Below are 24,772 nucleotides of genomic sequence, written 5' to 3'. Positions count from 1 at the left end.
CCCCTCGTGCCGGGCGGGAGTGAAGGAGGACGGATGAGACTCGACAGAAAGGTGGCCGCCGTCGTGGCGGCCGTCGTGCTGACGACGCCGTTGGCAGGCTCGGCGTCCATGGCCGGTGATCTGCGCGAAGCGAGGCAACCCGCACCGGCCTGTTCACCGGGTACCACGGTGACGACCGATGACGGCCCGGTGTGCGGTGTCGCCGGCGCCGCGGTCACGTCGTGGCAAGGAATCCGTTACGCCGCACCGCCGACCGGCGAATTGCGCTGGAAGCCGCCGCGGCGGCCCACGCCGTGGACCGAGCCGTTCGTCGCGACCACCGAGGGAAACCAGTGCGCACAACCGGCAGGCGCGGGGCCGGGCTCGGACGACGAGGACTGCCTCAACCTGACGGTCCGGGTACCCGCCAAGCGCGGCCCCGGTCCGCTCGCGGTGATGGTGCAACTGCATGGAGGCGGGTTCCTGCTGTGGAAACCGCAGGACGCGAGCCGCCTGGTGACCGCGGGCAACGTCATCAGCGTGGAGGTCAACTATCGGCTGGGGATCTTCGGATTCCTCGCCCACGAGGCGTTCGGCGCGCAGGCCGGGAACTACGGACTGCAGGATCAGCAGGCCGCGTTGCGCTGGGTGCAGCGCAACATCTCACGTTTCGGCGGAGACCCGCGCAACGTGACGATCTACGGTGCTTCCGCCGGCGGATCGAGCGTCTGCGCCCACACGATCTCGCCCGCCTCGGCGGGGCTGTTCCAGCGCGGTATCAGCGAAAGCGGCGAGTACAACTCGCTACTCGGCGTCGACACCATATGGCAGGCACAGGACTGCAAAGCAAAGCTGCCCACCGAAGCGCAGGCTCAGCGCACCGGGGCACGATTCGCCGCGGCCGTCGGTTGCGGCGACGTCGCCGAAGCGGCCGCCTGCCTGCGTAAGACGCCTGCCGCGGTGTTGCTCAAGCAGGCGGATCACGGGAGGAACCCCGACAACGGGACGGTCGCGCCGATCGTGGACGGGAAGACCTTGCCGATGTCGCCGGGGGAGGCCTTCGCCACCGGACGCGTCAACGACGTCGCCCTGATGCACGGCGTCGCCCGAGACGAAACCCAGTTGCCGTCCGCCTCGACTCCGGCCGACTACGAGAACCTGGTGCGCCAGCAGTACGGCAAGCACGCTGCCGCGGTCCAACGCCTTTATCCGCTGACCCGGTTCCCCACGCCCGCGCCGTTCCTCGCCTTCCGGACGATCGTGGCCGACTCCAACTCGGTCTGCCCTTCGATCCTCAACAACGAACGGCTGGCCCGGCATCTCCCGGTCTTCGCCTACCAGATGGACGATACGGACGTCCCGCCGCAGTTCTTCCTCGATCCCACCAAACCGAACGGCGCCTACCACATCGCCGAATGGCTCCTGCTGTTCCCGGACGGCGTTGAACTCGCGCCGAATCAGCAGGTCCTGTCCGACCAGCTCGTCGCGCAGTGGACCGGATTCGCCCGCACCGGTGATCCGACCGTGGACGGCACTCCGCGCTGGGATCGCTACACCGCCGGGAATCCCGTCGTCATGTCGCTCAACGCCGCGGGGGACAGCAGGCTCACGACCGACATCCCGCGTCAGCATCATTGCGGATTCTGGAAGAAGCTGACCCCGTTCGCCGAAGGACGCTGACCGGAAACGATAATCCGGGAAAGTCCACGGGGAGGATCATGTCCACCAGGCACGACGGAGACAGCTGGGATCTGGCTTCCAGCGTCGGCACGACCGCGACCATGGCCGCGACGGCGCGGGCGATGGCCACGCGCGCGGATCGTTCGCTCATCGACGACCCGTTCGCCGAACCCCTCGTCCGGGCGGTGGGTGTCGACTCCCTCACCCGGCTCGCGTCGGGTGAAACCGCCCCCGGCGACCTCGTCGAGCAGGTGTGGATCGACGTCGCCAAGGTCCGCACCAAGTTCTACGACGAGTTCTTCCTCGACGCCACCGAAGCCGGGATCGCGCAGGTCGTGATCCTGGCTTCGGGGCTGGATTCCCGGGCGTACCGGCTGCCCTGGCCTGCCGGGACCGTGGTGTACGAACTCGACCAGCCACAGGTCATCGAGTTCAAGACACGCACGCTGGCCGAACTGGGTGCGGAGCCCACCGCCGACCGGAGGGCGGTCGCGGCCGACCTCCGCGCCGACTGGCCCGCTGCCTTGGGCGCCGTCGGTTTCGATCCCGCTCTGCCGACGGCGTGGAGTGCCGAGGGCCTGCTGGGTTACCTGCCGCCCGAGGCGCAGGACGACCTGCTGGACCGCATCACCGAGCTCAGCGCACCGGGAAGCCGCGTGGCCACCGAAAGCAGGCCCAACCCCCGGCCGGGCGAGGAAGAGGAGACGAAGGAACGCCTGAACCGCATGTCCGAACGCTGGCGCGAGCAGCGCGTCGACACCGACATGGCGAGGCTGCGTTACTTCGGCGAGCGCAACGAGGCAGGTCCGTACCTGGTCGATCGCGGCTGGACACTGACCGGCATCAGCATCCGGGAGCTGTTCGCCGTCAACGGCCTGCCCGCGTTGACCGACGACGGCATGCGGATGGGGGACATGCTCTACGTCAGCGGGATCCGCTGACTTGCCTGCCTGTCGGCGAGAAGACGGGCGATCGCCCAGTCCTGCATGGCCACGCCGACGGACTTGAAGACCGTGCGGCCTCCGGATTTCACGACTCCGTCGGTCAGTGCGGTACCCAGTTCGATGAGGTCGTCCTCGGTGATGGCCCCGGCCGCGAGGGCGTGGATGATCTCGCCGGATTCCTCGAGGATCGCGTCTCGTTCGTCGATGACGACGGTCGCGTCGGCGAGCAGTTCGTCGGGCAGTTCTCGCATGGTGGGGCGGTACGCGCCGATGGCGTTGACGTGGGCGTGTTCGGCCAGTGATTCGAGGGAGAACAGCGGTGTGGTGGACGTCGTCGCGCAGCAGACGATGTCCACGTCCCGAACGGCCTCGTCGGCGTCGGTGAGGGCGACGGCGCTGATGTCCAGCTCCGCACCGAGTGCCTTGCCGAGCGCTTCGGCGCGTTCGAGTCCGCGGCTGACGATCCTGAGCTCGGTCAGCGGCCGGACGGCGTGCACGGCGCGGACCTGGTCGGCCGCCTGCCCGCCCGCGCCGATGAGGGTGCACGTCCTCGCTTCCGGCGGGGCCAGCAGATCGGTCGCGACGCCGGTGATGGCGCCGGTGCGGATGCGGGTCACCTCGATGGCGTCGGCGACGAGCTGACCGCTGTGGCCGAATTCGCTCCAGACGACGGTGCCGGCGATGGCCGGGTCGCGGTCGAAGTCGAGACTCAAGGTCTTGATCATCGCCGACGCGGTCGGCCGGTGGTGCGCCGACATCACGAGGAATCCGCCGTCGCGCAGCACGGTTCGCGTCGGCATTTCGAATTCGCCGCGGCGCAGGGCGAGAAACCCGTTCCGGACCGCGTCGATGGCGGCGGGCATGGACACGGCGGACCGGATCTCGTCCGGGCCGAAGGTCACGACGTCCACGAATCCTCCTTATCAGCGCAGTACGAAGCCCGGGACCAGGTCGTCGTCGGGATCCACGACGAACCGGTGATGACCGGTGCGGAACGCGCGGCCGGTCACGACGGGCAGCACCGCGTTCCGGCCGGCGACCACGGTCGTGTCCGCGATCCGGGCGGACCACGTCGAACCGACGATCGACGAGTGGACGAGGGTGCCGTCCGTCGCCAATCGTCCTGACGAATGCAGGGCCGCGACGCGGGAGGCGGTCCCCGAACCGCAGGGCGACCTGTCCACCTGCCCGTCGGCGAAGACGGTCACATTGCGCTGGCGGACGTCTCCGTCCTCGTCGCCGAGTTCGTCGAAGAAGATCACGCCGTAGACGCCGCTGAGACGCGGATCGAGCGGGTGCTCGGCGTAGGCGGTCGCGTTGATCTCGTTCTTGATCTCCCGCCCCAGCGCGATCAATTCGGGTAGCGAGGCCTTGTCGACGGAGAGGCCGAAGGTCGCCGCCGGCACGTGGGCGTAGATCGCGCCGCCGAACGCGATCGTGCACGTGGCGGCGCCGCGTGAGGTTTCCACGACGACCCCGTGGTGGAGCAGGTAGCCGGCGACGCTGACGAAGTCGACCGCGGTGACCTTCGTTCCGTCCGTGGAGACCCGGGCGGTCACCCGTCCGGACGGAACGTCGATCACGACGTCGGTGACACCGCTGGGATCGACGGGCACCAGTCCGGTCTGGACCGCCCAGGTGCCAAGGCACATCGTGCCGTGGCCGCAGGCGGTGGAGAAGCCGTCCTTGTGCCAGAAGAGAACGCCGAAATGGGCGCCCGGATCGTCCGGCGCGACGATGAAACCGCCGTACATGTCGGCGTGCCCGCGAGGCTCGGAGCAGAGCAGCTGCCGCAATCCGTCGACCTCGGGGTCGACGGCGGCCGCGAGCCGCTTTTCCGCGACCGTCGCTCCGGCCGGTCCCGCCGTCGCGGTGACGATCCTGAACGGTTCGCCACCGCAGTGGTAATCGACCGCCTCGATCCCGTCGTCCGTCATGGTGAACGAACGTAACATGTGACATTGTACTGAGCCAACGCCTGGTGAAGGGGTCGATGATGGGTACGGTCAAAGGACTGTCGTCGATCGGTGGTCGTCGCAACCTGCGCGACGAGGTCGTCGAGAACCTTCGCGGTGCGGTGATCTCCGGCGAGATGCGCCCCGGTGTCGTCTACTCCGCGCCCACGCTGGCCGCACAGTTCGGTGTGTCCGCGACCCCGGTGCGGGAGGCGATGCTCGACCTCGTCAAGGAAGGGCTCATGGAAACCGTGCGCAACAAGGGTTTCCGGGTCACCGAGCCGTCCGAACGCGAACTCGACGACTTCACCGAGCTGCGTGCCCTGATCGAGGTGCCCACCGTGCGCCGCATCGCCGAGACGGGCGCCGACGCCGGCGCGCTGAAGCGACTCCGCGAGCTCGCGGCCGGGATCGAGCGCGCTTCCGTCGACCAGGACCTGATCGGGCACGTCAGATTCGACATGGAGTTCCATCTCGCGCTGCTCGGACTGTCCGGCAACGAACACCTCGTCGAAATCGTCCGGTCGTTGCGAGCACGATCGCGGATCTACGGCCTCAGGGTCCTGGCCGAACGCGGACAGCTCGTCGCTTCAGCGAGCGAGCATGCCGAACTCGTCGACCTCGTCGAGACCCGTGACGCCGACGGTGCGGAGGCGCTGATGCGTCGTCACATCGGGCATGTCCGCGGTATCTGGGCGGCCGAGCCGTAGCCGTTCGGACGTGGCGAAGTCGGCGGCGGTACCCGTCTTTGTCCACACAGGACGATCTAGCGCGGGCTCGGTGTCGTGACGCGGGCGTCGTCGAGGATGAGCGGTCGCCACTCGTCGGCACCAGTGCGGCCGTGCCCCGGATCGATACCGGTGAACACCCGCCCTCCGACCCGAACGCGAACGTGGCGGGCCCGCCAGTCGACCGTCGTACGGTGCCGGATTCGGCCCGCACATCGCCAGGTCCGCTCGGCGAACCGCACGACCGTGGAGTGCCCGTGGACCTGGCCGAACGGTACGACGCCGAAGTAGCCCATCCACGGTTCGTGCAATGCCGCTCCCGATTCGGCCCACAAGGGCCCTGCGTCCCCGTCGCGGCCGTGTTCACCTCTTTCCCAGATCAAGTCCGGGCGCTCATTGAGGATCGCCGCGGCTTCCGTCGCCGACGTCGGTCCTCCCAGACGCTGCCAGCAGGCGAGCGTCAGACCCGCGTGCGTGACCAGAAGTTCTTCGCCGTCGGCGGTCCGTACCGCCTCGGCCACCCGCAACCGGCCGTCGGCCCACCATTCCCGCAACCTGGTGACGTCGTCTTCCGGTAAGGGCTCGCGCCAGAAGATCTCCCCACCCGGCAGGTACTGCGTCTCGTGGTTCCCGGCGAGCTGGATCCATCGCCGGTCTTCCAGCAGTTTCCCCGCGATGTCGAGCACTCCCGCGCTGTCGGGGCCGCGATCGACGAGATCGCCGACCTGGATCACGGTGAGCTCGGGTGGAAGTCGTTCCGAGGTCACGCCGAGCCAGGCCAGGGCCCGGCGCAGCTGATCCGGATGCCCGCCGACATCGCCGATGAGGGCGACTCTCCCCATACGCACTCCCCAGACCGGTCGTCAGGGCCCAGGTTACGGAATCTCGCGCCGGCGTGCTCCGGGCTCAGTGAGCGGCCTCCCGATGCCGCCCGTAAGGCTTGGCGTCCAGCAACGTGACGTGGACGGCCCCGCCGCTCGGCACGAGATATTCCCGCCGGTCACCCGGTTTCGCGCCGTGCAGCGCGCGCCCGAGCGGCGAATCGGGGGAGTAGACCTCCAGGTCGCCGTGCCCAGCCTCGTCGCGCGTGCCGAGCAGGAAGGTCTCGGTGTCGCCGTCGTCGTACCGGACGGTGAGCACCATGCCGGGCTCGGCGATCCCGTCGTCGGGCGGATCCTGCCCGACGACGGCGCCGCGCAGCATGTCCTCGATCTGCCGGATCCGTGCCTGCCGGTGGGCGTTGTGCGTGAGTTCGTCGTCGCCGTACCGGTCGTCGGTGCCGGGGCGCCGCAACGTCGCGAGCTCCCGCACCAGCCGAGCGTGCGCTTCCTTGGTCAGCCAAGGGCCTGACGAGACGGTGGCCATGGTGGTGATCGCCTTTCGGTGGATACGTCCGTGAGGGCCGGGCGCGGAAAGGACCCGGCCCCCACAGACCTTCGGTGAGTCCCGCGTCGGTCAGCGGGTCTCTGGTTCACGGGACCGCCGCTGGAAGGCGCCCGCGTCGGTGGCGAACCCGATCGCGGCCTTCAGCAGAAGGTCCTTCTCGGTGCGCAGCAGGGCGTTCTCGGCGCGGAGCCGGTCCACTTCGGACTGTTCGCCCGGTGGGGTTTCGTTCTCTGGGAGCATTTCCGTCCGAATCAGCGAAGGGGGTCGAAGGGCCGGAGCGCCTCCGGCTGTTTGCCGGTGGTGATGTGCTCGGCCAGAAGGCGTCCGGTGATCGGGCCGTGGGTCAGTCCCCACATCCCGTGCCCGCCCGCGACGTAGAGCCCGGGAGTGCTCGTCGCGCCGATCACGTGCCTCCCGTCGGTGGTGACCGGGCGAGAGCCGACCCATTCGTCGGTGCGCCGCTCCCAGGCCAGGCCGGTGAGGTACGGCCTGGCCGAGGCGATGATCGCGGCGATCCTCGCCGGATCCAGCCGAGCGTCCGGTTTCCGGAACTCCATCGTCCCGGCCACGCGCAGCCCTTCGCGGTACGGCGTGCACGCCACGCGGATGTCCGGCAGATAGAGCGGTCCGGGCACCGGTTCGTCGGTCGGCACGGTGAAGGAATAGCCGCGCCCGGCCCGCACGGGGACTTTGACGCCCCACTTGCGGCCCAGGTCTCCGAGCCAGGCCCCGGTCGCCAGCACGACCGCGTTGGCGTTCACCGTCTGGCCCGTCTTCGAGCGCACGCTCAACGCGTGGCGGTACGCGCGCAGGGAAGCGACCTCGAACTTGTGGCGGATCGTGCCGCCCCGGCTCACCACCGACCGTGCCAGCGACTCGACGAACCGGCCAGGGTCCACGTAGCGCTGCCCGTCGATCCGGACACCGGCGCCGAGCCTCGCCGTGGCCTGGGGGAACCGCTCGGCGAGATCGGCCGCGGTGAGACGGGTGTACGAGATGCCCTGCCCCACTTCCTCGATCCGCCGCAGTTCGCCGATCAGCCCGGCGGCCTGGCCGGCGGTCTCGAACGCCGCCGTGATCGGCGCTTCGATGGTCGGCGCGTCCACCCCGTTCGTGGTGAGGACGTCGAAGGCTTCCAGGCACTCCTCGTTCAGCGGTGCGTTCGCCTCGACCGCGCGGGTCCACGACCGGCCGGTGCAGTTCGCGGCGAACCGCGCGAGGAACGACCACAGGCGTGGGTCGGGCGACGGCGGAACGTGCAGCGGGGCTTGCCGGTCCAGCAGCGTCCGCAGCCCGTAGCGCAGTACGCCGGGTTCGTTGAGCGGGATCGAGAGGCCGGGGGAGAGCCAGCCGGCGTTGCCCCACGACGCGCCCGCCGCGATACCCGCGCGGTCGACCACCGTGACGCCGACGCCGCGTTCCTGCAGGAACCACGCGGTCGACAGGCCGACCACGCCGGCTCCGATCACGATCGCCGAACGCGGGCCGCCGTCGATCCGGTCGAGATCGCCCATGAGTTCCTCCGCAACGAGTGGTGCTGTCGCGGTCAGGATGGCTCGGATTCAGGCGGTCTCGATTGTCCGGAACCGACAACCTGGTCGGATCGTTTTGGCCGTAACGGTCAAGGAGCGGGGTCGGACACGGCCAGCTCGATGATCATCGCCAGCCGTTTAGCGGGCTGGTCGAGGCTTAGTTCGGTCACTTCGGCCATCTTCCGGAGCCGGTAGCGGATCGTGTTGGGATGCACCTCCAGCCGCTCGGCGGCCTCCGCGAGATCCCCTTGCGCCTCGAGCCAGGCGCGCAGCGTCGCGACGTAGCTGGTGGCGTTCGCGCTGTCGTGCCGCCGGAGCTCCGTGATCGGGCCGCGGGCGGGTGCCCGGCCGGACGCGGCCGCGGCCCGCAGCCGTTGCACCAGGATGTCGTCCCAGGCTTCGTCGTAGGCGATCGCGGATTTCGTGCCCGGGCGCACGCCGTGCAGCGCGAGACATTCGTCGGCCTCCAGCCTGCTGGCGGGCAGCTCGGCCGACGTCGCACCAGCTCCGATGCCGGCCAGCATCGTCACCTGCCGGGGCAGCGCCTCGCGGATCGAACCGACCCACGCCCTGGCCGCCTCGACGTCGTCGCCGGGCAGGACGGTGTAGACGGTGTTGCTGAACAGCGTGCTGCGGCCGGGGCGTGACCAGCCGAAACCGGTGGTCGCCCGCTCGAACGCGAGCAGTAGCGCGGCATGGCGCTCGTCGCCGATATGGGCCTGGAGCGCGATCACCCGGAACCGACCGGGCGGGAGGCCCAGCCTGCTGAGCACGGCCGCCGCGTCCGGCGTGCCCTCCACCAGCCGGATCACCAGATCGGATTCGACCTGCCGCTCCAGATCCGCGCTCGCGCGTGAGCGCAGCAGGTGGAGACCGACCGTGCGCGAGCTGTCCCGTAGGACGGCGCGCCGGGCGTCGGAGAGCGGCCGGTCGCATTCCACCCAGATCGAACCCAGCAGCTCCCGGCCCGCGCGGACCGCGACGACCATGCGTCCGGTCAGCCCGTGTTCCGGATCGGCCTCGACGAACAGCGGCTCGTCGGATTCGGCGAGGTGCCTGAACACGCCCCGCCGTTCGAACAGCTCGCGGACCGGCTCCGGGACCAGCCTGCCCAGGATCGTCTCCAGTCGTGCTCGGTCGGCCAGGTGCTGGCGGCTGGAGTAGGCGAGGACGCGGGACAGCCGGTCTTCGATGGTCACCGCGCTGCCGAGCGCGTCCGCCAGGCTGTCGGCGAGCGCGAACAGGTCGGTCGGTCCGCGGCCCGACTCGGTCTCGCGGCCCTCCAGCACGAGGCCGTAGACCACGCCGGCAAGCTGTCCCCAGGACACGTCCGGGTCCACCAGCAGCACCGCGACGCCGCCGCGCTCCGCCCGTTCGGCCGCCTCCGGATCCGGCGTTGAGCCGCGGACCAGGACGACGGAGGCCTGTGCCGCCGCGGCCAGCTCGACGGCGGCCGCGACCGACTCCGCGCCGACGGCGAGGTATACGTCCCCGCGCAGGTCACGGGGGTCGGCGGGGTCGTGCATGACCACGTCGCGCAAGGCCGCCTCGCGCGACACCGGGCAGCACCACAACCGCGCCCCGTATCCACCGAGGACGTTCACGAGCCGATCCAGCGTCACCATGGCCGCGACCCTGCCATCAAATGGTGCCGGGCACCGCGCGATCACCCGTTGACTGTGAGTTTAAGAACCTTTTACACTGCGATCGTTAGGAAATTTACTTAACTAAGCGACTCCGGCTGACAAGTCGCCGCCCACCGCCGGTACTCGCCGACTCCGCAACGTCGAGGAGTTCGCATGAAACGGAGAACACCCCTGGCCGGTGTCGCGGTGGCGACCCTGGCCTTGCTGGGGCAGACCTTGATTTCGTCGGGTACCACCGCGCAAGCGGAATCCCTGCTGTCGGCGGGCAAGCCGACCACCACGTCGTCGGTCGAGGCCGCCGAATTCGGCGGTGGCAACGCGGTCGACGGCAGCACCACGACCAGATGGGCCAGCGAGGAAGGCGTCGATCCGCAATGGATCGCCGTCGACCTCGGCGGGACCTCGACCGTCACCAAGGTCAAACTGAACTGGGAAGCCGCCTACGCCAAGACCTACAAGATCCAGGGCTCGGCCGACGGCCGGACGTGGACCGACATCAAGTCGATCGTCGGCGGTGACGGCGGCATCGACGAGCACCTCGGACTCAACGCCTCCGCCCGGCACATCCGTATCCACGGCACGGCCCGCGGCACGACCTACGGCTATTCGCTGTGGGAACTGGAGGTCTACGGCGACCGCGTCGGCGGCGGCGACACCCAGGCGCCGACGGTGCCCACCGGCCTCACCGCGACGGCCACCACCGTGGACAGCGTGACCCTCGGCTGGACGGCTTCCACCGACAATGTCGGGGTCACCGAGTACGAGGTGCTCCGTGACGGGAACGTCGTCGGCACCACCGCGACGACCACCTACACCGACAGCGGGCTGGCGTCCGGAGCGGAGTTCGGCTACTCCGTGCGGGCACGGGACGCGGCGGGCAACGTCTCCGCGGCGAGTCCGGTCGTCAAGGCCGCGACCAAGCCCGGCGGCACCGGCCCGGTCACCCTCGCGCTCGCGGGCGACATCGCCAACCCGGAGCTCTTCTCCACCCATCAGGGGACGGCGAACCAGGTCGCCAAGATCAACCCGCAGTACGTGCTGACCGTGGGCGACAACCAGTACCACAAGGGCACGATCTCCGAGTACCGCGCGCACTACGACAAGACGTGGGGCAAGTTCAAGAGCATCACCAAACCCACAACGGGCAACCACGAATGGGACGACCAGCTTCGGGGGTACAAGGAGTACTTCGGTGCGATCGCGTACCCGCAGGGCCTTCCCTACTACAGCTACGACATCGGCGACTTCCATTTCGTCGCCATGGATTCGAACCCGATCTATACCGGTGGCGGTTCCGAGCAGGTGACCTGGCTGCGCAACGACCTGGCGAAGAACACCAAGTCGTGTGTCATCGGGTACTGGCACCACCCCCGGTTCAACTCGGGGAACTCCGGTGACAAGAAGCAGATCGCCCCGCTGTGGAACGAGCTGGCCAGGGCGAAGGCCGACATGGTCATCGCCGGGCACGACCACCACTACGAGCGGACGAAGCCGCTGGACGTCAACGGGCACATCGACGAGGCCAACGGCGTGCGTTCGGTCATCGCCGGCATCGGCGGCGACTACCTCTACACGGACTACAAGGCCCGCGAAGGGGTGGAGAAGATCCTTGCCAAGCACGGCGTCATGAAGCTGATGCTGAACGGGAAGTCCTACTCCTGGGAGATCCACGACACCAACGGGAACGTGCTCGACAAGGCGGGCCCGTACACCTGCCGCTGACGGATCGGGTCCGGTGCCGTACTCGGCACCGGACCCGATCCGTGTTCCATGACGACGTAGGCCCAACCAGGAGTACAGGTGAATCGAATGGTGAAGCCGGGCACCGCCGCGATCGCGGCGATCGTCCTGCTCGCTCAGCCCGTGATCGCTTCCAGCGCCGCGGCCGGACCGGTGGAATCCCTGCTGTCGGTCAACAAACGGACCACGACGTCCACCGTCGAGAACGAGGGTTTCAGCGGTGCTCTCGCCGTCGACGGCGATTCGACGACCCGCTGGGCGAGCCTGGAGGGCGATCCACAGTGGATCGCCGTCGACCTCGGCGGTCCGGCGGATATCAGCCGGATCAAGGTCTTCTGGGAATCGGCCCACGCGAAGGACTACCAGCTCCAGGCGTCCGACGACGGCCAGAACTGGCGCGACGTGAAGACCGTGGTGGGGAGCGACGGCGGACTCGACGAGTTCACCGGCCTGAACACCTCCGCCCGGCACGTCCGGATCTTCGGCACGGCACGGGCGACCGTTTACGGGTACTCGCTGTGGGAACTGGAGGTCTACGGCGTCCGGACCGGCGACGGCGACATCCAGCCACCGTCGGTGCCGTCGGGGCTCCGGCAGGCGTCGTCCACCACCGAGAGCATCACGCTCGGCTGGAACCCGGCGAGCGACGACGTCGGGGTCGTCGAGTACGAGATCCTGCGCAACGGCAACGTGATCGGCAGGTCCGCGACGACGTCCTACACCGACACGTCACTGGCTTCGGGCTTCGACTTCCACTACGCGGTGCGGGCGCGGGACGCGGCCGGGAACCTGTCCGGGTCGACCGCGCCGGTGAAGGCGTCCACCCGGCCGACCCCGTCCGACGGCATCGTCATCGCGCTCGCCGGCGACATAGCCAAGCCGGAGCTGCCTTCCGAACACCAGCAGACCGCGGAGCTCGTCGCCAAGATCAAGCCGCGCTACGTGCTGACGGTCGGAGACAACCAATACGTCGACGGCACCATCGAAGAATTCCGGTCCTACTACGACAAGACGTGGGGCAGGTTCAAGAAGATCACCAAACCCACGCCGGGCAACCACGAGTGGAACAACGAGCTGGCGGGGTACAAACAGTACTTCGGCAAGATCGCCACGCCGAAGGGCAAGCCGTACTACAGCTTCGACGTCGGAGCCTTCCATTTCGTCGCGCTCGATTCGGACCCGGTGTACAACGGTGGCGGCGCCGAACAGGTCGCCTGGCTGCGCAAGGACCTCGCGAAGACGAAGAAGTCCTGTATCGCCGGCTACTGGCACCACCCGCGCTTCAACTCGGGGAACTCCGGTGACGCGAAGAGCGTGGCACCGCTGTGGAACGAGCTGGCCAGGGCGAAGGCGGACGTCGTGTTCGCCGGGCACGATCACCATTACGAGCGGACGAAGCCGCTGGACGTCAACGGGCACGTCGACGAGGCCAACGGCGTGCGTTCGGTCATCGCCGGTATCGGCGGCGACAGCCTGTACCTCGATTACAAGGCCCGCGAAGGCGTCGAGAAGATCCTGGGCAAGCACGGGGTGATGAAGCTCGTCCTCAAGGGAAAGAGCTACTCCTGGGAAATCATCGGCACCAACGGCGAACTGCTCGACAAAGCAGGCCCGTACCGCTGCCGGTGACGGGGAAGGAGACGGGATGAAGCTTCCGATGAAGTTCGTCGTGGCGCTGGCGGGTGTCGCCGCCCTCGCCGCCGCCTCGGTGGTGTACGTGGTGCAGGCCAAGGCGAAAAGCCCCGAGCGACAGGCGGCCGACGCGACGGTCGCGGTGGATTCCTCGGGGCAGGTCGAACTGGGGGAGCAGGGCAGACTGCTGTTCCGCAACGGCGCTTCGGGGCCGGGGTACGGCACCGTCGCCTCGGTCTCCGTCTCCGATCCCGGAGGGCCGCGACGGATCAGCTCGCTCACGTGTGAACGGTTCTACACCGTGGCGAACGGCGGCCTGTGCCTGGCGAAGGACTCCACGCCGATGGCGGGTGCGGTCGCCCGGTTCGTCGATGCCGCGCTCGGCGAGGTCAAACGAGTCGACGTCCCCGGAATCCCCAACCGCGCGAAGCTCTCACCCGGTGGCCGGATGGGCAGCTGGACCACCTTCGTCACCGGTGACTCCTACTCGACGCCCGGCACTTTCTCGACGCGCACGGCCATCATGGATCGCGAACTGAACGAACTGTCGAGCAACATCGAGGGCATCCCGTTGCGGATCGGGGACGTGCCCCATCGTGGCGAGGACGTCAACTACTGGGGCGTCACGTTCGCCGCGGACGAGCGGACGTTCTACGCCACGGTCGCCACCGGCGGGCGGACTTATCTGGTGCAGGGCGACAACACGGCGTGGAACGCCCGCACGCTGCGGGAAAACGCGGAATGCCCTTCGCTGTCGCCCGATGGGAAGAAACTCGCGTTCAAGAAGCGGGTGGCGGAGGGCGACGTCAACCCGTGGCGTGAACACGTGCTGGATCTCGCCACGATGCGTGAGACCCCGCTGGCGGAGACACGCAGTGTCGATGACCAGGTGGTGTGGCTCGACAACGACACGATCGGGTACAGCCTGCCGCGCGGGAACGGGAAGGAAAGCGACATCTGGGCCGTGCCCGCGGACGGCAGTGGCGCGGCGCGGCTGCTGGTTCCGCTCGCGTCGTCGCCGTCGGTCACGGGTGGTCTCGGCAAGCCCTCGTCGTGACTTAGGTTGGGTTGGTGGAAAACGACTACGACACCTTCGCCGAGGCGTATGCGGCCGAGAACGAAACCAGCCTGATCAACGCGTACTACACGCGGCCCGCCATCCTCGATCTGGCCGGCGACGTGACCGGCAGGCGGATCCTCGACGCGGGGTGCGGGGCCGGTCCTCTGTTCGAGGCACTGCGCGATCGGGGTGCCATCGTGAGCGGGTTCGACTCCAGCGCCAAAATGCTGGAGCTGGCCCGGAACCGCCTGGGCGACGACGCGGCATTGCGGGTCGCCGACATCGGTGAGCCGCTGCCCTATCCCGACGGTGCCTTCGACGACGTCGTCGCCGCCCTCGTTTTGCACTACCTCGAAGACTGGACGGCGCCGCTGGCCGAGATCCGGCGTGTGCTGAAACCCGGCGGCAGGCTGATCATGGCCGTCAACCACCCGATCATCTTCAAGCTGGTCCACCCCGAAGGCGATTACTTCAAGACCGTCAAGTGGTCGGACGAGTACACCTTCAGCGGCCAGAAAGCCGTTCTGACGTACTGGCATCGGCCCCTGCACGCGATGACCGACGCCTTCACCGCGGCGGGTTTCCGGACGTCCGTCGTCAGCGAGCCCCACCCGGCGCCGGGCGCGCGAGAGCGTTTCCCGGAGGAGCTCGCGGGCAAGACCGCCTTCTTGAGTTTCCTGTTCTTCGTGCTCGAGGCGGATCAGGAGGTGGGGTGCCAGGCGTCGGCGACCAGGTCGACCGCACTGCGGGCCGGGTCGCGGGCCGCGTGGTCGTAGACCGCGCTGGTGGTGTCGATGCTGGCGTGCCCGACGTCGGCCTGGACATGTTCCAGAGACGCACCCGCCTCCACCGCCGCGGTCACGTAGAAATGCCGCAGCGCGTGGGGATGCATCACTTCGGCGACACCGGCCAGCTCCGGGCCCGCGGCCGCGGCGACCCGGCGCAGCAGCTGCCAGATCGCCTGCCGGGCGAAACGACGTCCGCCGCGGGTCACCAGCAGCGGCCGGTCGCCACCGCGACCGGCCCGGCCGACCCCCGCCACGATCGCGGTTCCCGCGCCGTCGCCACGCAGATTCGCGTACTCCAGCACCGCGTTCTCGGCGGGGACGCTCAGATAGACGACTCGGACCTTGCCGCCCTTGCCTCGCACCCGTAGCGCCCGCCGCCCTCGCGTGACATGCAGATCCGCCTCGTCGAGCCCGCACAGCTCGCTCACCCGCAACCCCAAGGTGAACAGGGAGACGATCGCGACCGCGCGGGCGACATCGCACGGGCCGGCGCCACGCCGCGGCGTACCCGCCGCCCGGTGCAGAGCCGCGACCTGCCGGGAGGTCAACGTGATCGTCGCCGATGTGCTCGCGGCGGCCGCGGTCAGCCCGAGCCGCCGCCGGTCCAGTGCTGCGGGGTTCGCCGCCACGAGTCCGGCGTCGGCCAGGAACGCGTACAGCGTCTTCACCGTGGCGAGCATCCGGTCCCGCGTCGACGGCGCGGCGCCCGCCTCGTCCAGTTCTGCCAGCCAAGCCTTCACGTGCGCCGACGTCGCCGCCGTCGGGTCGACACCGCGCGCGGCGCACCACCGGAGCCAATGCCAGGACCGCAATCTGCCGCGACCCGCCGGCGGAGGCCCCGCCCGCCCGGACGCGGGCGCGGTGACCACGGCGTCGGCGTAAGCCGCCACCGCGGCGCTCCAGCGAGCGTCGCTCGGAGTGCCGGTCGGCGTCCAAGCCTCGGCGATATCGGCCGCGCTGACCGGCAGCCCGAGCCCTTCGGCGTAGGTGCGGCGGGTCTGACGGTTGCCGTATCCGGTGAGCCAGTCGGTGATCCCCGACAGCAGACCCGCCGGATCCGCCAGTCCCGGCCACACCTCGTCCGTGAGTGCGCCGGCGGGGGATAGCCCGGTCCTGGCGACGCTGTCGTCCTGCGCCACACCAGTCACGATCATCCGCACACCGTATCGGCGATGATCGCTTGCCCAGTTTTCGGCAGGCCCTCAGACGCCTCCGATTCTTCGCTTCCGGACGCTCACGCCTCCAGATCGACCTCCGCGAATCACTTAGCTACAAAATGTATCTTCTGTAGCTAAGTTAGGTTTGGGATAGGATTACTGATACCTCAGTTAGAGGTTGTGTAACTCTCAAGGTAGGCTCTGGATATGGTCGAGAACGCGAGCGCGGTAGCCGAGGAAAGTGCGCCGGAGCAGGCACGATGCGGGTTTCGCAAGTGCCGGGAGCCGCTGCCGCCGCCCGGACCGCGGGGAGGCAGGCCCTACGAGTTCTGCCCTGACCGGACATGGCCGGGCGGAAAGAGCTGCAAGCAACTGGCCGCGGCCGAACAGGCGCTACGGGAGGCTCTGGGCGACGAGGCCGTGCCGTCCGCGGCGCTGGCGGACGCCGGGCAGGCCTTCGACCAGGCCGCTGCCGCGCTGACCGACCCTCTCCGCACGTTGAGCAACGCGCTCGACGCGGTCACCGCCCATCTGCGCGACGAGATCGCGGCCGCCGTCGGTCAAGCCGAGGCCGCCCATGAAGCCGCCACTGAAGCCGACCGGCAGCGGGACGCCGCGCTGGCACGAGCAGCCGAGGCCGAAGCCGCCGCCGAGGAAGCGAAGGAAGCCGCCCGGATGGCTCAGCATGCCGAGCTTCTGGCCAAGGCGACCACGGACGAGGCGATCGAGGCCCGGGCGGCGGCCCAGCTGGCTCAGGCGAAAGCGGAGTCGGCCACCGCGGTGATCACCCAACGCGCGAAGGAAGTCGCCGAGGAAGCGGCGACGCAGCGAAACCGCGCCGATCAGCTGGCGGCCACGCTTTCAAACCTCAACGAGCAACTGGCGACCCGGACCGCGGAACGAGACGCCGCACGTGACGCCCTCAGCGCAGCCGATGAACAACGCAAGACATGGGAGCGGCTCCTGGACACGCAGAAAGCCGAACTCACCGCGGAGCTGGACGCCGCGAGGGCGCAGCTGCAAGCTCTCGACACCCGCCATCAGGAAGCCCTCGCCGCGCGGACCGCCCACGAAACCGCATCCCGAGCACGAGTCGCTGACGTTCAGGCAGAACTGACCGCCGTGCGCGGGCAACTCACCGCGGCCCAGGAACAGATCGCCCGAACCCAGGCATCGAGCGAACAGGCCGCGGGGACACTGGCCCTCATCCGTCAGCGTGCTCTCGCCGCGACAGAGGAACCTTCGACGCCCCTCCGACACGATCTGCTGGAGATTCTGCTCGGCGACGGCGGCGCGGCGCCGAAGAAACCCGAGTGATCTCGAGCTACCTGAACAACCCGCCGAGCTTGTCCAGCCCTTCCTTGACCCCGTCCTCGACGCGCCGGTACGTATCAGCCCCGGTGACCAGGCTGTCCGCGATGCCGCCGACCGCTTCCACTCCCGCCGTCAGCCGGTCGCCTGCCGCCGTGACGTGCTTGGTCAGCGCGTCGCTGAAGGTGGTCGCCGCGGGCACGTCGCCGAGCAGATGCGGCACGAGTTGCAGCCGCGACATCGCGCCGGCCGCGGTGCTCAACGTCGACGTCGCCCCGTCCAGCACGCCCGCGGCACCGACCAGCGAGTCCGGATCAGTCTCGTATCCGGCGTCGCCGGGGGAGAGCGCGCCGTCGGGGTCGAGGCCGAGTTCGTCCAGGGAGATCCTGGTCAGCTCTGGTTCGTCCCACTTCGAGCCAGGGTTCTTCTGGTAGCCGTAGGCGCCGGATTCGTGCGCCAGCACGATTTCCCCGTCGATCTCGACGGCCTCCTCGACGCCGTGGGAGTCGTAGCCGTCCTCGTTGCCCTGCTCGCCGCCCTTCAGTTCGATCTCTTCGCGATCGTTGAAGTCGTACCACTCCGGCGTCCGGTCCTGCCGGTAGAACTTGCCGCTGTGCCCGTCCGAGGACGAAAAGATGAACTCGTCGTCGCGCACCACGACACCCTGGACGTTGTTCGGCGTCTCGATCGGATCCCCGGCTTCGTCCGGCCGGGGTGAGCCATCCGGGCCGACCGGGACTTCGTAGAGCCGGTTGTTGGTGTAGTCGCCCACGAAGAGCTTGCCTTGCGCGTAGGTGACGTAGCTGTGGGCGGGTGTGTCGACCACGTCCACGGCGTTGACCGGTTCGCCGCTGTCCTGCGCGGCGTCGAGTTCGGCCTTGTCGTAGACGTACACGTAGCCGTTGGACGACACCCAGACGTGCTTGCCATCCGTCGCGACACCGCCGGTGTGCGTGGGCGCGCCGACCTCGCCGTTGCCGTTGAGGTAGACGTTCCCCGTTTCCACGCCGGTCTCGTAGTCGACGTAGGTCAGTCTGCTCGGTGTCAGTCCGGGGCCGACGGGGCTGTCGCCGGAGCCGTCCCCATCACCGTCGTGGTACGAGCCCACCAGCAGGTTCTTGCCGTCGTAGGCCAAGCCCTGGGAGGTCCACGGCTCGCCGGGGTTGACGCCGCTGATGTCGGCGTTGCCGTCGCTGTCCCAGCCCTCGCTTCCGCCGCCGTCGGTCGTGGCCGCCAGCGCGGTGAGCCGGCTTTCGTAGGTCTGCTGCGCGACGGTCAGGGCCCGGATGGTCTTCATCGCGATCTCCGGCGCTTCGAGCAGGTCGGTCAGGCCGAGCTTGCGCCAGGGGCCGATGGCGGTGTCGGCCGAGGTCCGCAGCGCGGAGTACGCCTTCGCGGCGCCCTTGACCGCGGCCTCGGCGGTGTTGAGCTGGGCATACACCTCGGCGACGGTGCGCGAGGACTGTTTCGCCTTGCCGACGAACTCCGCCGCCGCCGTGCCGCGCCAGGACCGGGCCGCCCGCAGGGCACCGTCGGAGATTCCGTCCGCCACGGTCTGCAACGACGTCTTGGCGTCCGCGATGGTGGCGCCGACCTCGGCGATACCCGCCGCGTCCCCCGACGTGAGCTTGGCGTAGAGCGGTTCGGGATCCAGGAACGGCATCGGCTTCTCCTCGGGCAAACCCCTGGTCAGGGTGGGTCGTGCGCGTTCAGACGCCGGAAGGCCGACGCCGGTTCCCCCGCATCACCCACCCCTTCCCCGAGGTCAGGCCAGCATGCCGCCGTCCGCCCGCAGGACCGTTCCGGTCACGTAGGAGGCGCGATCGCTCAGCAGCCACGCCGCGGCCTGCGCGATCTCCTCGGGCTCGGCCACCCGGCCCAGCGGGGTCTGGGCGTTGAGCCGCTGAAGGATGCCCGGCGAGCTCTCGACCCACTCGGAGAACATCTCGGTCAGCGTCGTGCCGGGTGCGACGGCGTTGATCCGGATCCCTTCCGGGCCGTAGGTGGTGGCGGCCGACGCGGTGAGGCTGTTGACGCCGCGTTTCATGGCGCCATACGCGGGGAGTTCCGGGTTGGCCATCAGGCTGCCGACGCTGGTGTTGTTGACGATGGCCCCGGTCTTCGCGGTGGCCCGGATGGCCTCGATCTCGGCGATCATCGCCAGCCACGGACCCTTCAGGTTCACCGCGTAGATACGGTCGAAATCGGCCTCGGTCACCTGGTCCATCGGGCCGGGTGGCACGTTGGTCGCCCCGTTGTTGAACGCGACGTCGAGCCTGCCGTGCAGTTCCACGGCGCGGTCGACGGCCGCGCGGATGTTCGACGCGTCGCCGAGGTCGCAGACGACGTGGTCCGCGATGCCGCCCTCCGCGCGGATCTCCTCGGCCACGGTCTTCAGCTGGGACTCGGTGCGGGCGGCGAGCACGACGCGGGCGCCTTCCCTGGCGAACAGCCGCGCGGCGGCGGCGCCGATACCTCGGCCGGCGCCGGTGACGAAGGCGACCTTGCCGTCGAGCAGGCCGGAAACAGTCGTTGTGGTGGTCATGGCACCGAGCGTTGTCCCGCCCTCGGCGCCTATCCAGGCATCGGCGGTACCTGGCTGGCGGGCCGCCATCGTCCACACTGGAGTGGTGGACAGACGACAACTGGCGGACTTCCTGCGCAGCAGGCGCGAGCGGATCACCCCCGCCGACGTCGGCCTTCCCGCCGGGCCCCGCCGCCGCACTCCCGGCCTGCGTCGCGAAGAGGTGGCACAGCTGGCGTACATCTCGACCGAGTACTACACGCGGCTGGAGCAGGCTCGCGGACCGCGGCCTTCGCGTGAGGTACTGGGCGGGCTGACCAGGGCACTCCGGCTGTCGGATGTGGAACGGGACCACCTGCACCATCTCGCCGGCGCGCCGCCCGGGCCACCGCCCGGACCGTCGCGTGAGGTCCGGCCGAGCATTCTCGCGCTGCTTCACCGTCTTCCGCAGGCGGCGGCGATCGTGCTCTCGGCGACTTACGAGGTGCTCGCCTGGAACGACCTCGCCGCGGCACTGATGGAGGACTTCTCCGCGCTGCCCCGGCGGGACCGCAATCTCGTGCGCCGCGCGTTCCTCGGGCCGCGGCCGGAGGGGAGACGTCTGTACGGGGTGTCCGATGTGGACGAGTTCGCGGCGAGCGCGGTCCGGAATCTGCGGGTCACCGCCGGCCGTTATCCCGACGACCCCGAAGTCGCCGGGCTGATCCGGGAACTACTCGACGGCAGTGAGGAATTCGCCCGGCTGTGGGCCGCGCACGACGTCTGCGCCGCGCCCACACTGTGCAAGACGTTCCAGCACCCGGTGGTCGGCCCGGTCAGCGTGAACTGCGACGTCCTCGACATCAGCGACCGGGACCAGCAGGTCGTGATCTATACCGCCGATCCCGGTACTCCGTCGGAGAACGCGTTGCGGCTGCTATCCGTCGTCGGGACGCAGCGGATGGATACTCCGCTCTGATGGATTTGTAGGTTCCCTCGATACCAGCGGGTCGATCCTGAGCGCGATCGCGAGCGCGAAGCGGCCTGCCGGGTCGTCGATCGTGCCGCCGAACAGCGTCCGCAACTGCCGGATCCGGTACCGGACGGTCTGAACGTGGACATGCAGTTCGACGCCGATCGCCTGCGGCTGGTCAGGCCGCGCGAGCCAGGCGGCGAGGGTCGTGGTGAGCCGTTGCCGCGCCGGTTCCGGGAGACCGGCCAACGGCGCTAGGACGTCTTCGGAGAACTCGGCGGCGAGTTCGGGATCGGCGGTCAGCAGCAGATCGATGCGGTGATCGGTCGTGTGGACGAGCGGGTTGCCGCCGAGCGCGCCGGTGCGGGTCAGCCGCCAGAGCGCGCTCGCCCGGCGGGCACCGAGCGCGGCCGAGCGGAGCGGCACGACCGGGCCCACACCTGCCTGGTCGTCGCCGAGCAGGTCCCGCAACCGGCCGAGGTACCACTCCAGGCGGTCGGCGGGCATGACCACCGCGGTCAGGTCGTGGTGACGGCCGACCAGCACCCGCCCCGGCATCCGGTCCAGCAGCTGGGGTGCGACATCGGCGCTGGTGACCGCGACGACGAGCCTGCCGGGCAGGACCCACATGGCTTGGCTCGCGGCGTCTTCGAGCAGATCCCGGCTGGCGGCCGGTTCGGCGAGCAGGAGACCCAGGAGCCGGTCCCTTCGCGCTTGCCCGGCCCGCGCGGCCTGTGAGCGCGCTTCGGCGTACCCGTCGGCGGCCGCGGCCGAGAGTTCCGCGATGAAGGCGAAAAGCGCCTCACCGAGTTCGACGATCGCCTGGGTCGGCAGATCCACCGCCGGCGCCGCCGAGGTCAGCTGCCGCCACACGCCGAGCGCCGCGGATTGGTAGAAGCCGAGCATCTCCTCGAGACTGCGGCCGGCGGTGTGCTGGGCCCGGCCCTGCGCGCGGTAGACCTCCCGGTCGGTGGTGATGTCGGGATGGCCGATCTCGCTGAAGAAGGCGTGCAACGCGACGTCGAGGGTGACTTGGAGGTTCGCCGCCGTCCGGTCGTCCAGCGGGGACCGCAGCCCGGCACGGACCTGGTCCATCGCGGCGGACGCGATCGCGGCGGTGTCGGGTTCCAGGCGGGTCAGCACCGAGGCGTCGAGCCTGCGCCACGGCTGTGCCGACGCCTTCGTCATAGAGGGAACCTACAAAACTCCGATCAAGAACGCGCGCCTCCGTTCTAGTGGTTTTCCCCGCTCCGGCGGACGCTGACCGCAGCATTCGACGACGCATGCAGGAGGCGGCAGTGACACGCTGGGGAAGAATCGCCCGGATCGCCGCGGTGGCGGGCACCGCACTGACCCTCGTCGGAATCGGGACACCGGCCCTCGCCTCGGCGGAGCGGCAGGTGTACGTCGCGATGGGTGACTCGTTCTCGGCGGGCTCGGTGGTGCTGCCGCAGTCCGATCTGTTCACCTGCGCCCGGTCGGCGATCAACTACGCCGGACTGCTGGCGAAGCAGATCGAGGTCGACGAACTGCGCGATGTCACCTGTGGCGGCGCGACCACGACCCATTTCACCAATCCGCAGAAGGGCATCGTCTCCGGCACGAACCCGCCGCAGTACGACGCGCTCTCGGCCGACACGACACTGGTGACCGTCGGCATCGGCGGCAACGACATCGGTTTGGTCGGGCTCGCGACGTCGTGTGTGAACCTGCTGCCGGTGGGTGCTTCGTGCAAGGCGGCCAACACCGCGGGCGGGGTGGACAAGTACGCCACCAAGATCGACGCCTTCGCCGCGACCTACGGCACGGTGATCGAGACGATCCGCCAGCGCGCGCCGAAGGCCGAGATCGTCATGGTGGGCTATCCGACCGGGATCAAATCCGGCGGCTGCTGGCCGCTCGTCCCGGTCCTGCCGCAGGACGCCGACTACATCCAGGCCAACATCGACCGGCTCAACGCGCGGATGGCCGAGCAGTCCGCCGCGCACGGCGCGAAGTACGTCGACATCCGGACGCCGAGCATCGGTCACGACGCCTGCCAGCCGATCGGCGTCAAATGGATCGAAGGGCTGATCCCTTCGGTGGTGAACAACAGCTTCGCCCCGCTGCACCCGAACGCCGCCGGGCTCGCGGCTGTGGTGCCGAGTATCCGGAAGGTGCTGTAGCGCCGTCGCCGGGGCACGTCTTGCGAGTGGTGGCTCGTCACCGAGGCCTAGCGCTCCTCGGACTGTCCAAAAAGGTCACTCTTCGAGATCCAAGCGCCCGAGTTGGGCACTTTGTGCAGTTATTGCCCGGGGGTCGTGAGTGGCAATTGTCGTTCTAACCCTCTTTGCCACTCACGACCCCAGGCGAAACGGACTTACAGGCACAAAGTAGGCGCGTCCTGCCCGGATGGGGAACGCTCAGGCTCGTACGACCCACTTCCACACCAGCTGTGGGTGAAGGCTCCCTTCACTGCGTCAGACGCAGTGAAGGGAGCCTTCGCGCACCTCAAGCGAGACCTCAGGTCACGCGGTCGGCGACCAGTACAGGAGCCGGTTCGGGGAACCGGAGCCCGGGTTGGTCACCTTGCCCGTGGTGGCCGCGTTGATCAGCGCGGTGGCCACCTGCGCGGGCGTGGCGCTCTTGTTGTTCTGCAGGTAGCGGGCCGCGACGCCGACCACGTGCGGGGTCGCCATCGAGGTGCCGCTGATGGTGTTCGTCGCGGTGTCGCTGGTGTTCCACGACGACGTGATGTTCGTGCCCGGCGCGAAGATGTCCACGACGCTGCCGTAGTTGGAGAAGCTGGAGCGCGCGTCGGTGTTGGTGGACGAGCCGACGGTGATCGCCTGGGTCACGCGGGCGGGGGAGAAGCCCGACGCGTTCGAGTTGGAATTCCCGGCGGCCACGCCGTAGGTGACGCCCGCGGCGATCGACCGGCGGACGGCGTCGTCGAGCGTGCTGGAGGCACCGCCGCCGAGGCTCATGTTGGCCGCGGCCGGTTTGACGTGGTTCTTGGTGACCCAGTCGATACCCGCGATGACCCCGGCGGTGGTGCCGCTGCCGGAGTTGTTGAGCACGCGGACGCCGTAGACGGTGGCGCCCTTGGCGATGCCGTACTGCGAACCGGCGATGGTGCCGGCGACGTGGGTGCCGTGGCCGTTGCCGTCCTGCGCGACGGCGTCGTTGTCGACGAAGTCGTAGCCGTTGCGGGCGCGGCCGCCGAAGGTCTGGTGGCTGATCCGCACGCCGGTGTCGATGACGTAGACGTTCACGCCCGCGCCGGTGCTGGTGTAGCTGTACTTGTTGTCGAGCGGCAGGTTGCGCTGGTCGACACGGTCGAGGCCCCAGGACGGCGGGTTGGTCTGGGTCGCGTCCGCGTGGACGACCTGGTTCTGCTCGACCGAGGCCACCGACGGGTCGGCGGCGAGCCGCTTGGCCTGCCGTTCCGACAGTGTCGCGGAGAAGCCCTTGAGCGAGCTGCTGTAGACCTGCTCCACCTTCGCGCCGAAGCGGTTCGCCAGCGCGCCCACGACGCCGGTGTCCTTCAGCGTGACGATGTAGCTGTTCGGGATCGCTTCGGCGGATCCCGCGGCGAGGATCTGTCCTTCGGCGGCTTGGGCGGGAGCGGCGGTCACGCTGATCGCCACCGCGACCGCGCTCGCCATTCCGGCACGTGACAGCCAACGCGCTTGTCTCGTCTCTCGCATGTGTTCGTCCTGTCGTTCGCAGGGGACCGGCCGGTCAAGACCACAGCGGCGGAAAGGCGGTCCAGCTCG

Annotated in this window: 22 protein-coding genes; 10 read left to right on the top strand and 12 right to left on the bottom strand. The window is 69.1% G+C overall.

The features are described from left to right. The first annotated feature begins 33 nt into the window (after window positions 1-33). Together AB8M46_RS20105 and AB8M46_RS20100 are read left to right on the top strand one after the other, a co-directional pair. Entirely contained in the window at window positions 34-1,659 is a 1,626-nt protein-coding gene (locus AB8M46_RS20105) for a carboxylesterase/lipase family protein (RefSeq protein WP_394361147.1), read from the top strand. A 35-nt stretch (window positions 1,660-1,694) separates the two neighbouring features. Further along, window positions 1,695-2,600, top strand: coding sequence for an SAM-dependent methyltransferase (locus AB8M46_RS20100; protein WP_394361733.1), 906 nt, complete (start codon window positions 1,695-1,697; stop codon window positions 2,598-2,600). On the opposite strand, the gene AB8M46_RS20095 is transcribed toward AB8M46_RS20100, so the two are convergent. Then, window positions 2,579-3,514 (bottom strand): ornithine cyclodeaminase family protein, encoded by a 936-nt coding sequence (locus AB8M46_RS20095; RefSeq protein WP_394361146.1) that lies wholly within the window; start codon window positions 3,512-3,514, stop codon window positions 2,579-2,581. The genes AB8M46_RS20100 and AB8M46_RS20095 overlap by 22 nt on opposite strands. 12 nt (window positions 3,515-3,526) lie before the next feature. Further along, on the bottom strand, window positions 3,527-4,540 hold the full coding sequence (locus AB8M46_RS20090) for a proline racemase family protein (protein WP_394361145.1): 1,014 nt from the start codon (window positions 4,538-4,540) through the stop codon (window positions 3,527-3,529). A 59-nt stretch (window positions 4,541-4,599) separates the two neighbouring features. Between AB8M46_RS20090 and AB8M46_RS20085 the strand changes: the two genes are divergently transcribed. Continuing rightward, the gene (locus tag AB8M46_RS20085) at window positions 4,600-5,268 is read left to right on the top strand and encodes a GntR family transcriptional regulator (protein WP_394361144.1); all 669 of its coding nucleotides are present in this window, start codon (window positions 4,600-4,602) and stop codon (window positions 5,266-5,268) included. 56 nt (window positions 5,269-5,324) lie between these two features. On the opposite strand, the gene AB8M46_RS20080 is transcribed toward AB8M46_RS20085, so the two are convergent. The 5 genes from AB8M46_RS20080 to AB8M46_RS20060 form a co-directional block, all read right to left on the bottom strand. Further along, complete coding sequence (locus AB8M46_RS20080) at window positions 5,325-6,128, bottom strand: metallophosphoesterase (protein WP_394361143.1); 804 nt, start codon at window positions 6,126-6,128, stop codon at window positions 5,325-5,327. 64 nt (window positions 6,129-6,192) lie between these two features. Beyond that, a complete protein-coding gene (locus tag AB8M46_RS20075; protein ID WP_394361142.1) occupies window positions 6,193-6,651 on the bottom strand; it encodes a GreA/GreB family elongation factor in 459 nt (152 codons plus the stop codon). A gap of 90 nt (window positions 6,652-6,741) precedes the next feature. Next, a complete protein-coding gene (locus tag AB8M46_RS20070; RefSeq protein WP_037338058.1) occupies window positions 6,742-6,912 on the bottom strand; it encodes a hypothetical protein in 171 nt (56 codons plus the stop codon). Between the two features lie 11 nt (window positions 6,913-6,923). Next, window positions 6,924-8,186, bottom strand: coding sequence for an NAD(P)/FAD-dependent oxidoreductase (locus AB8M46_RS20065; RefSeq protein WP_394361141.1), 1,263 nt, complete (start codon window positions 8,184-8,186; stop codon window positions 6,924-6,926). A gap of 107 nt (window positions 8,187-8,293) precedes the next feature. Continuing rightward, complete coding sequence (locus tag AB8M46_RS20060) at window positions 8,294-9,829, bottom strand: PucR family transcriptional regulator (RefSeq protein WP_394361140.1); 1,536 nt, start codon at window positions 9,827-9,829, stop codon at window positions 8,294-8,296. A gap of 174 nt (window positions 9,830-10,003) precedes the next feature. Between AB8M46_RS20060 and AB8M46_RS20055 the strand changes: the two genes are divergently transcribed. The 4 genes from AB8M46_RS20055 to AB8M46_RS20040 all read left to right on the top strand — a co-directional run bounded on the left by AB8M46_RS20055 (window position 10,004) and on the right by AB8M46_RS20040 (window position 15,058). Further along, on the top strand, window positions 10,004-11,572 hold the full coding sequence (locus tag AB8M46_RS20055) for a discoidin domain-containing protein (protein WP_394361139.1): 1,569 nt from the start codon (window positions 10,004-10,006) through the stop codon (window positions 11,570-11,572). Between the two features lie 87 nt (window positions 11,573-11,659). Continuing rightward, on the top strand, window positions 11,660-13,219 hold the full coding sequence (locus AB8M46_RS20050; protein ID WP_394361732.1) for a discoidin domain-containing protein: 1,560 nt from the start codon (window positions 11,660-11,662) through the stop codon (window positions 13,217-13,219). A gap of 16 nt (window positions 13,220-13,235) precedes the next feature. Beyond that, on the top strand, window positions 13,236-14,279 hold the full coding sequence (locus tag AB8M46_RS20045) for a hypothetical protein (protein ID WP_394361138.1): 1,044 nt from the start codon (window positions 13,236-13,238) through the stop codon (window positions 14,277-14,279). Window positions 14,280-14,290: 11 nt separating this feature from the next. Continuing rightward, a complete protein-coding gene (locus AB8M46_RS20040) occupies window positions 14,291-15,058 on the top strand; it encodes a class I SAM-dependent methyltransferase (protein ID WP_394361137.1) in 768 nt (255 codons plus the stop codon). On the opposite strand, the gene AB8M46_RS20035 is transcribed toward AB8M46_RS20040, so the two are convergent. Next, entirely contained in the window at window positions 14,983-16,224 is a 1,242-nt protein-coding gene (locus tag AB8M46_RS20035) for a tyrosine-type recombinase/integrase (protein ID WP_394361136.1), read from the bottom strand. The genes AB8M46_RS20040 and AB8M46_RS20035 overlap by 76 nt on opposite strands. A gap of 210 nt (window positions 16,225-16,434) precedes the next feature. Between AB8M46_RS20035 and AB8M46_RS20030 the strand changes: the two genes are divergently transcribed. Further along, window positions 16,435-17,544, top strand: coding sequence for a response regulator receiver protein (locus tag AB8M46_RS20030; RefSeq protein ID WP_394361135.1), 1,110 nt, complete (start codon window positions 16,435-16,437; stop codon window positions 17,542-17,544). Window positions 17,545-17,551: 7 nt separating this feature from the next. On the opposite strand, the gene AB8M46_RS20025 is transcribed toward AB8M46_RS20030, so the two are convergent. Then, window positions 17,552-19,201, bottom strand: coding sequence for a WXG100 family type VII secretion target (locus tag AB8M46_RS20025; RefSeq protein ID WP_394361134.1), 1,650 nt, complete (start codon window positions 19,199-19,201; stop codon window positions 17,552-17,554). Window positions 19,202-19,303: 102 nt separating this feature from the next. After that, window positions 19,304-20,083 carry an SDR family NAD(P)-dependent oxidoreductase gene (locus AB8M46_RS20020; protein WP_394361133.1) on the bottom strand — a complete coding sequence of 260 codons (780 nt, stop codon included), beginning with the start codon at window positions 20,081-20,083 and terminating at the stop codon, window positions 19,304-19,306. 85 nt (window positions 20,084-20,168) lie between these two features. On the opposite strand from AB8M46_RS20020, the gene AB8M46_RS20015 reads away from it, so the two are divergent. Continuing rightward, entirely contained in the window at window positions 20,169-21,020 is an 852-nt protein-coding gene (locus AB8M46_RS20015) for a helix-turn-helix transcriptional regulator (RefSeq protein WP_394361132.1), read from the top strand. Here AB8M46_RS20015 and AB8M46_RS20010 read toward each other — a convergent pair. Beyond that, the gene (locus AB8M46_RS20010; protein WP_394361130.1) at window positions 20,979-22,202 is read right to left on the bottom strand and encodes a PucR family transcriptional regulator; all 1,224 of its coding nucleotides are present in this window, start codon (window positions 22,200-22,202) and stop codon (window positions 20,979-20,981) included. The genes AB8M46_RS20015 and AB8M46_RS20010 overlap by 42 nt on opposite strands. A gap of 146 nt (window positions 22,203-22,348) precedes the next feature. Here AB8M46_RS20010 and AB8M46_RS20005 point away from each other — a divergent pair, with 146 nt between their 5' ends. Beyond that, window positions 22,349-23,179 carry an SGNH/GDSL hydrolase family protein gene (locus AB8M46_RS20005; RefSeq protein WP_394361731.1) on the top strand — a complete coding sequence of 277 codons (831 nt, stop codon included), beginning with the start codon at window positions 22,349-22,351 and terminating at the stop codon, window positions 23,177-23,179. Between the two features lie 342 nt (window positions 23,180-23,521). On the opposite strand, the gene AB8M46_RS20000 is transcribed toward AB8M46_RS20005, so the two are convergent. Continuing rightward, window positions 23,522-24,661 (bottom strand): S8 family peptidase, encoded by a 1,140-nt coding sequence (locus tag AB8M46_RS20000; protein ID WP_125734273.1) that lies wholly within the window; start codon window positions 24,659-24,661, stop codon window positions 23,522-23,524. Between the last annotated feature and the right edge of the window lie 111 nt (window positions 24,662-24,772).

Origin of the sequence: Amycolatopsis sp. SB7-3, from assembly GCF_041021335.1 — a bacterium.
GTDB lineage: Bacteria > Actinomycetota > Actinomycetes > Mycobacteriales > Pseudonocardiaceae > Amycolatopsis > Amycolatopsis japonica.
Note: the sequence above shows the minus strand (reverse complement) of the source record. Positions and strands in the feature narration are given on the sequence as shown.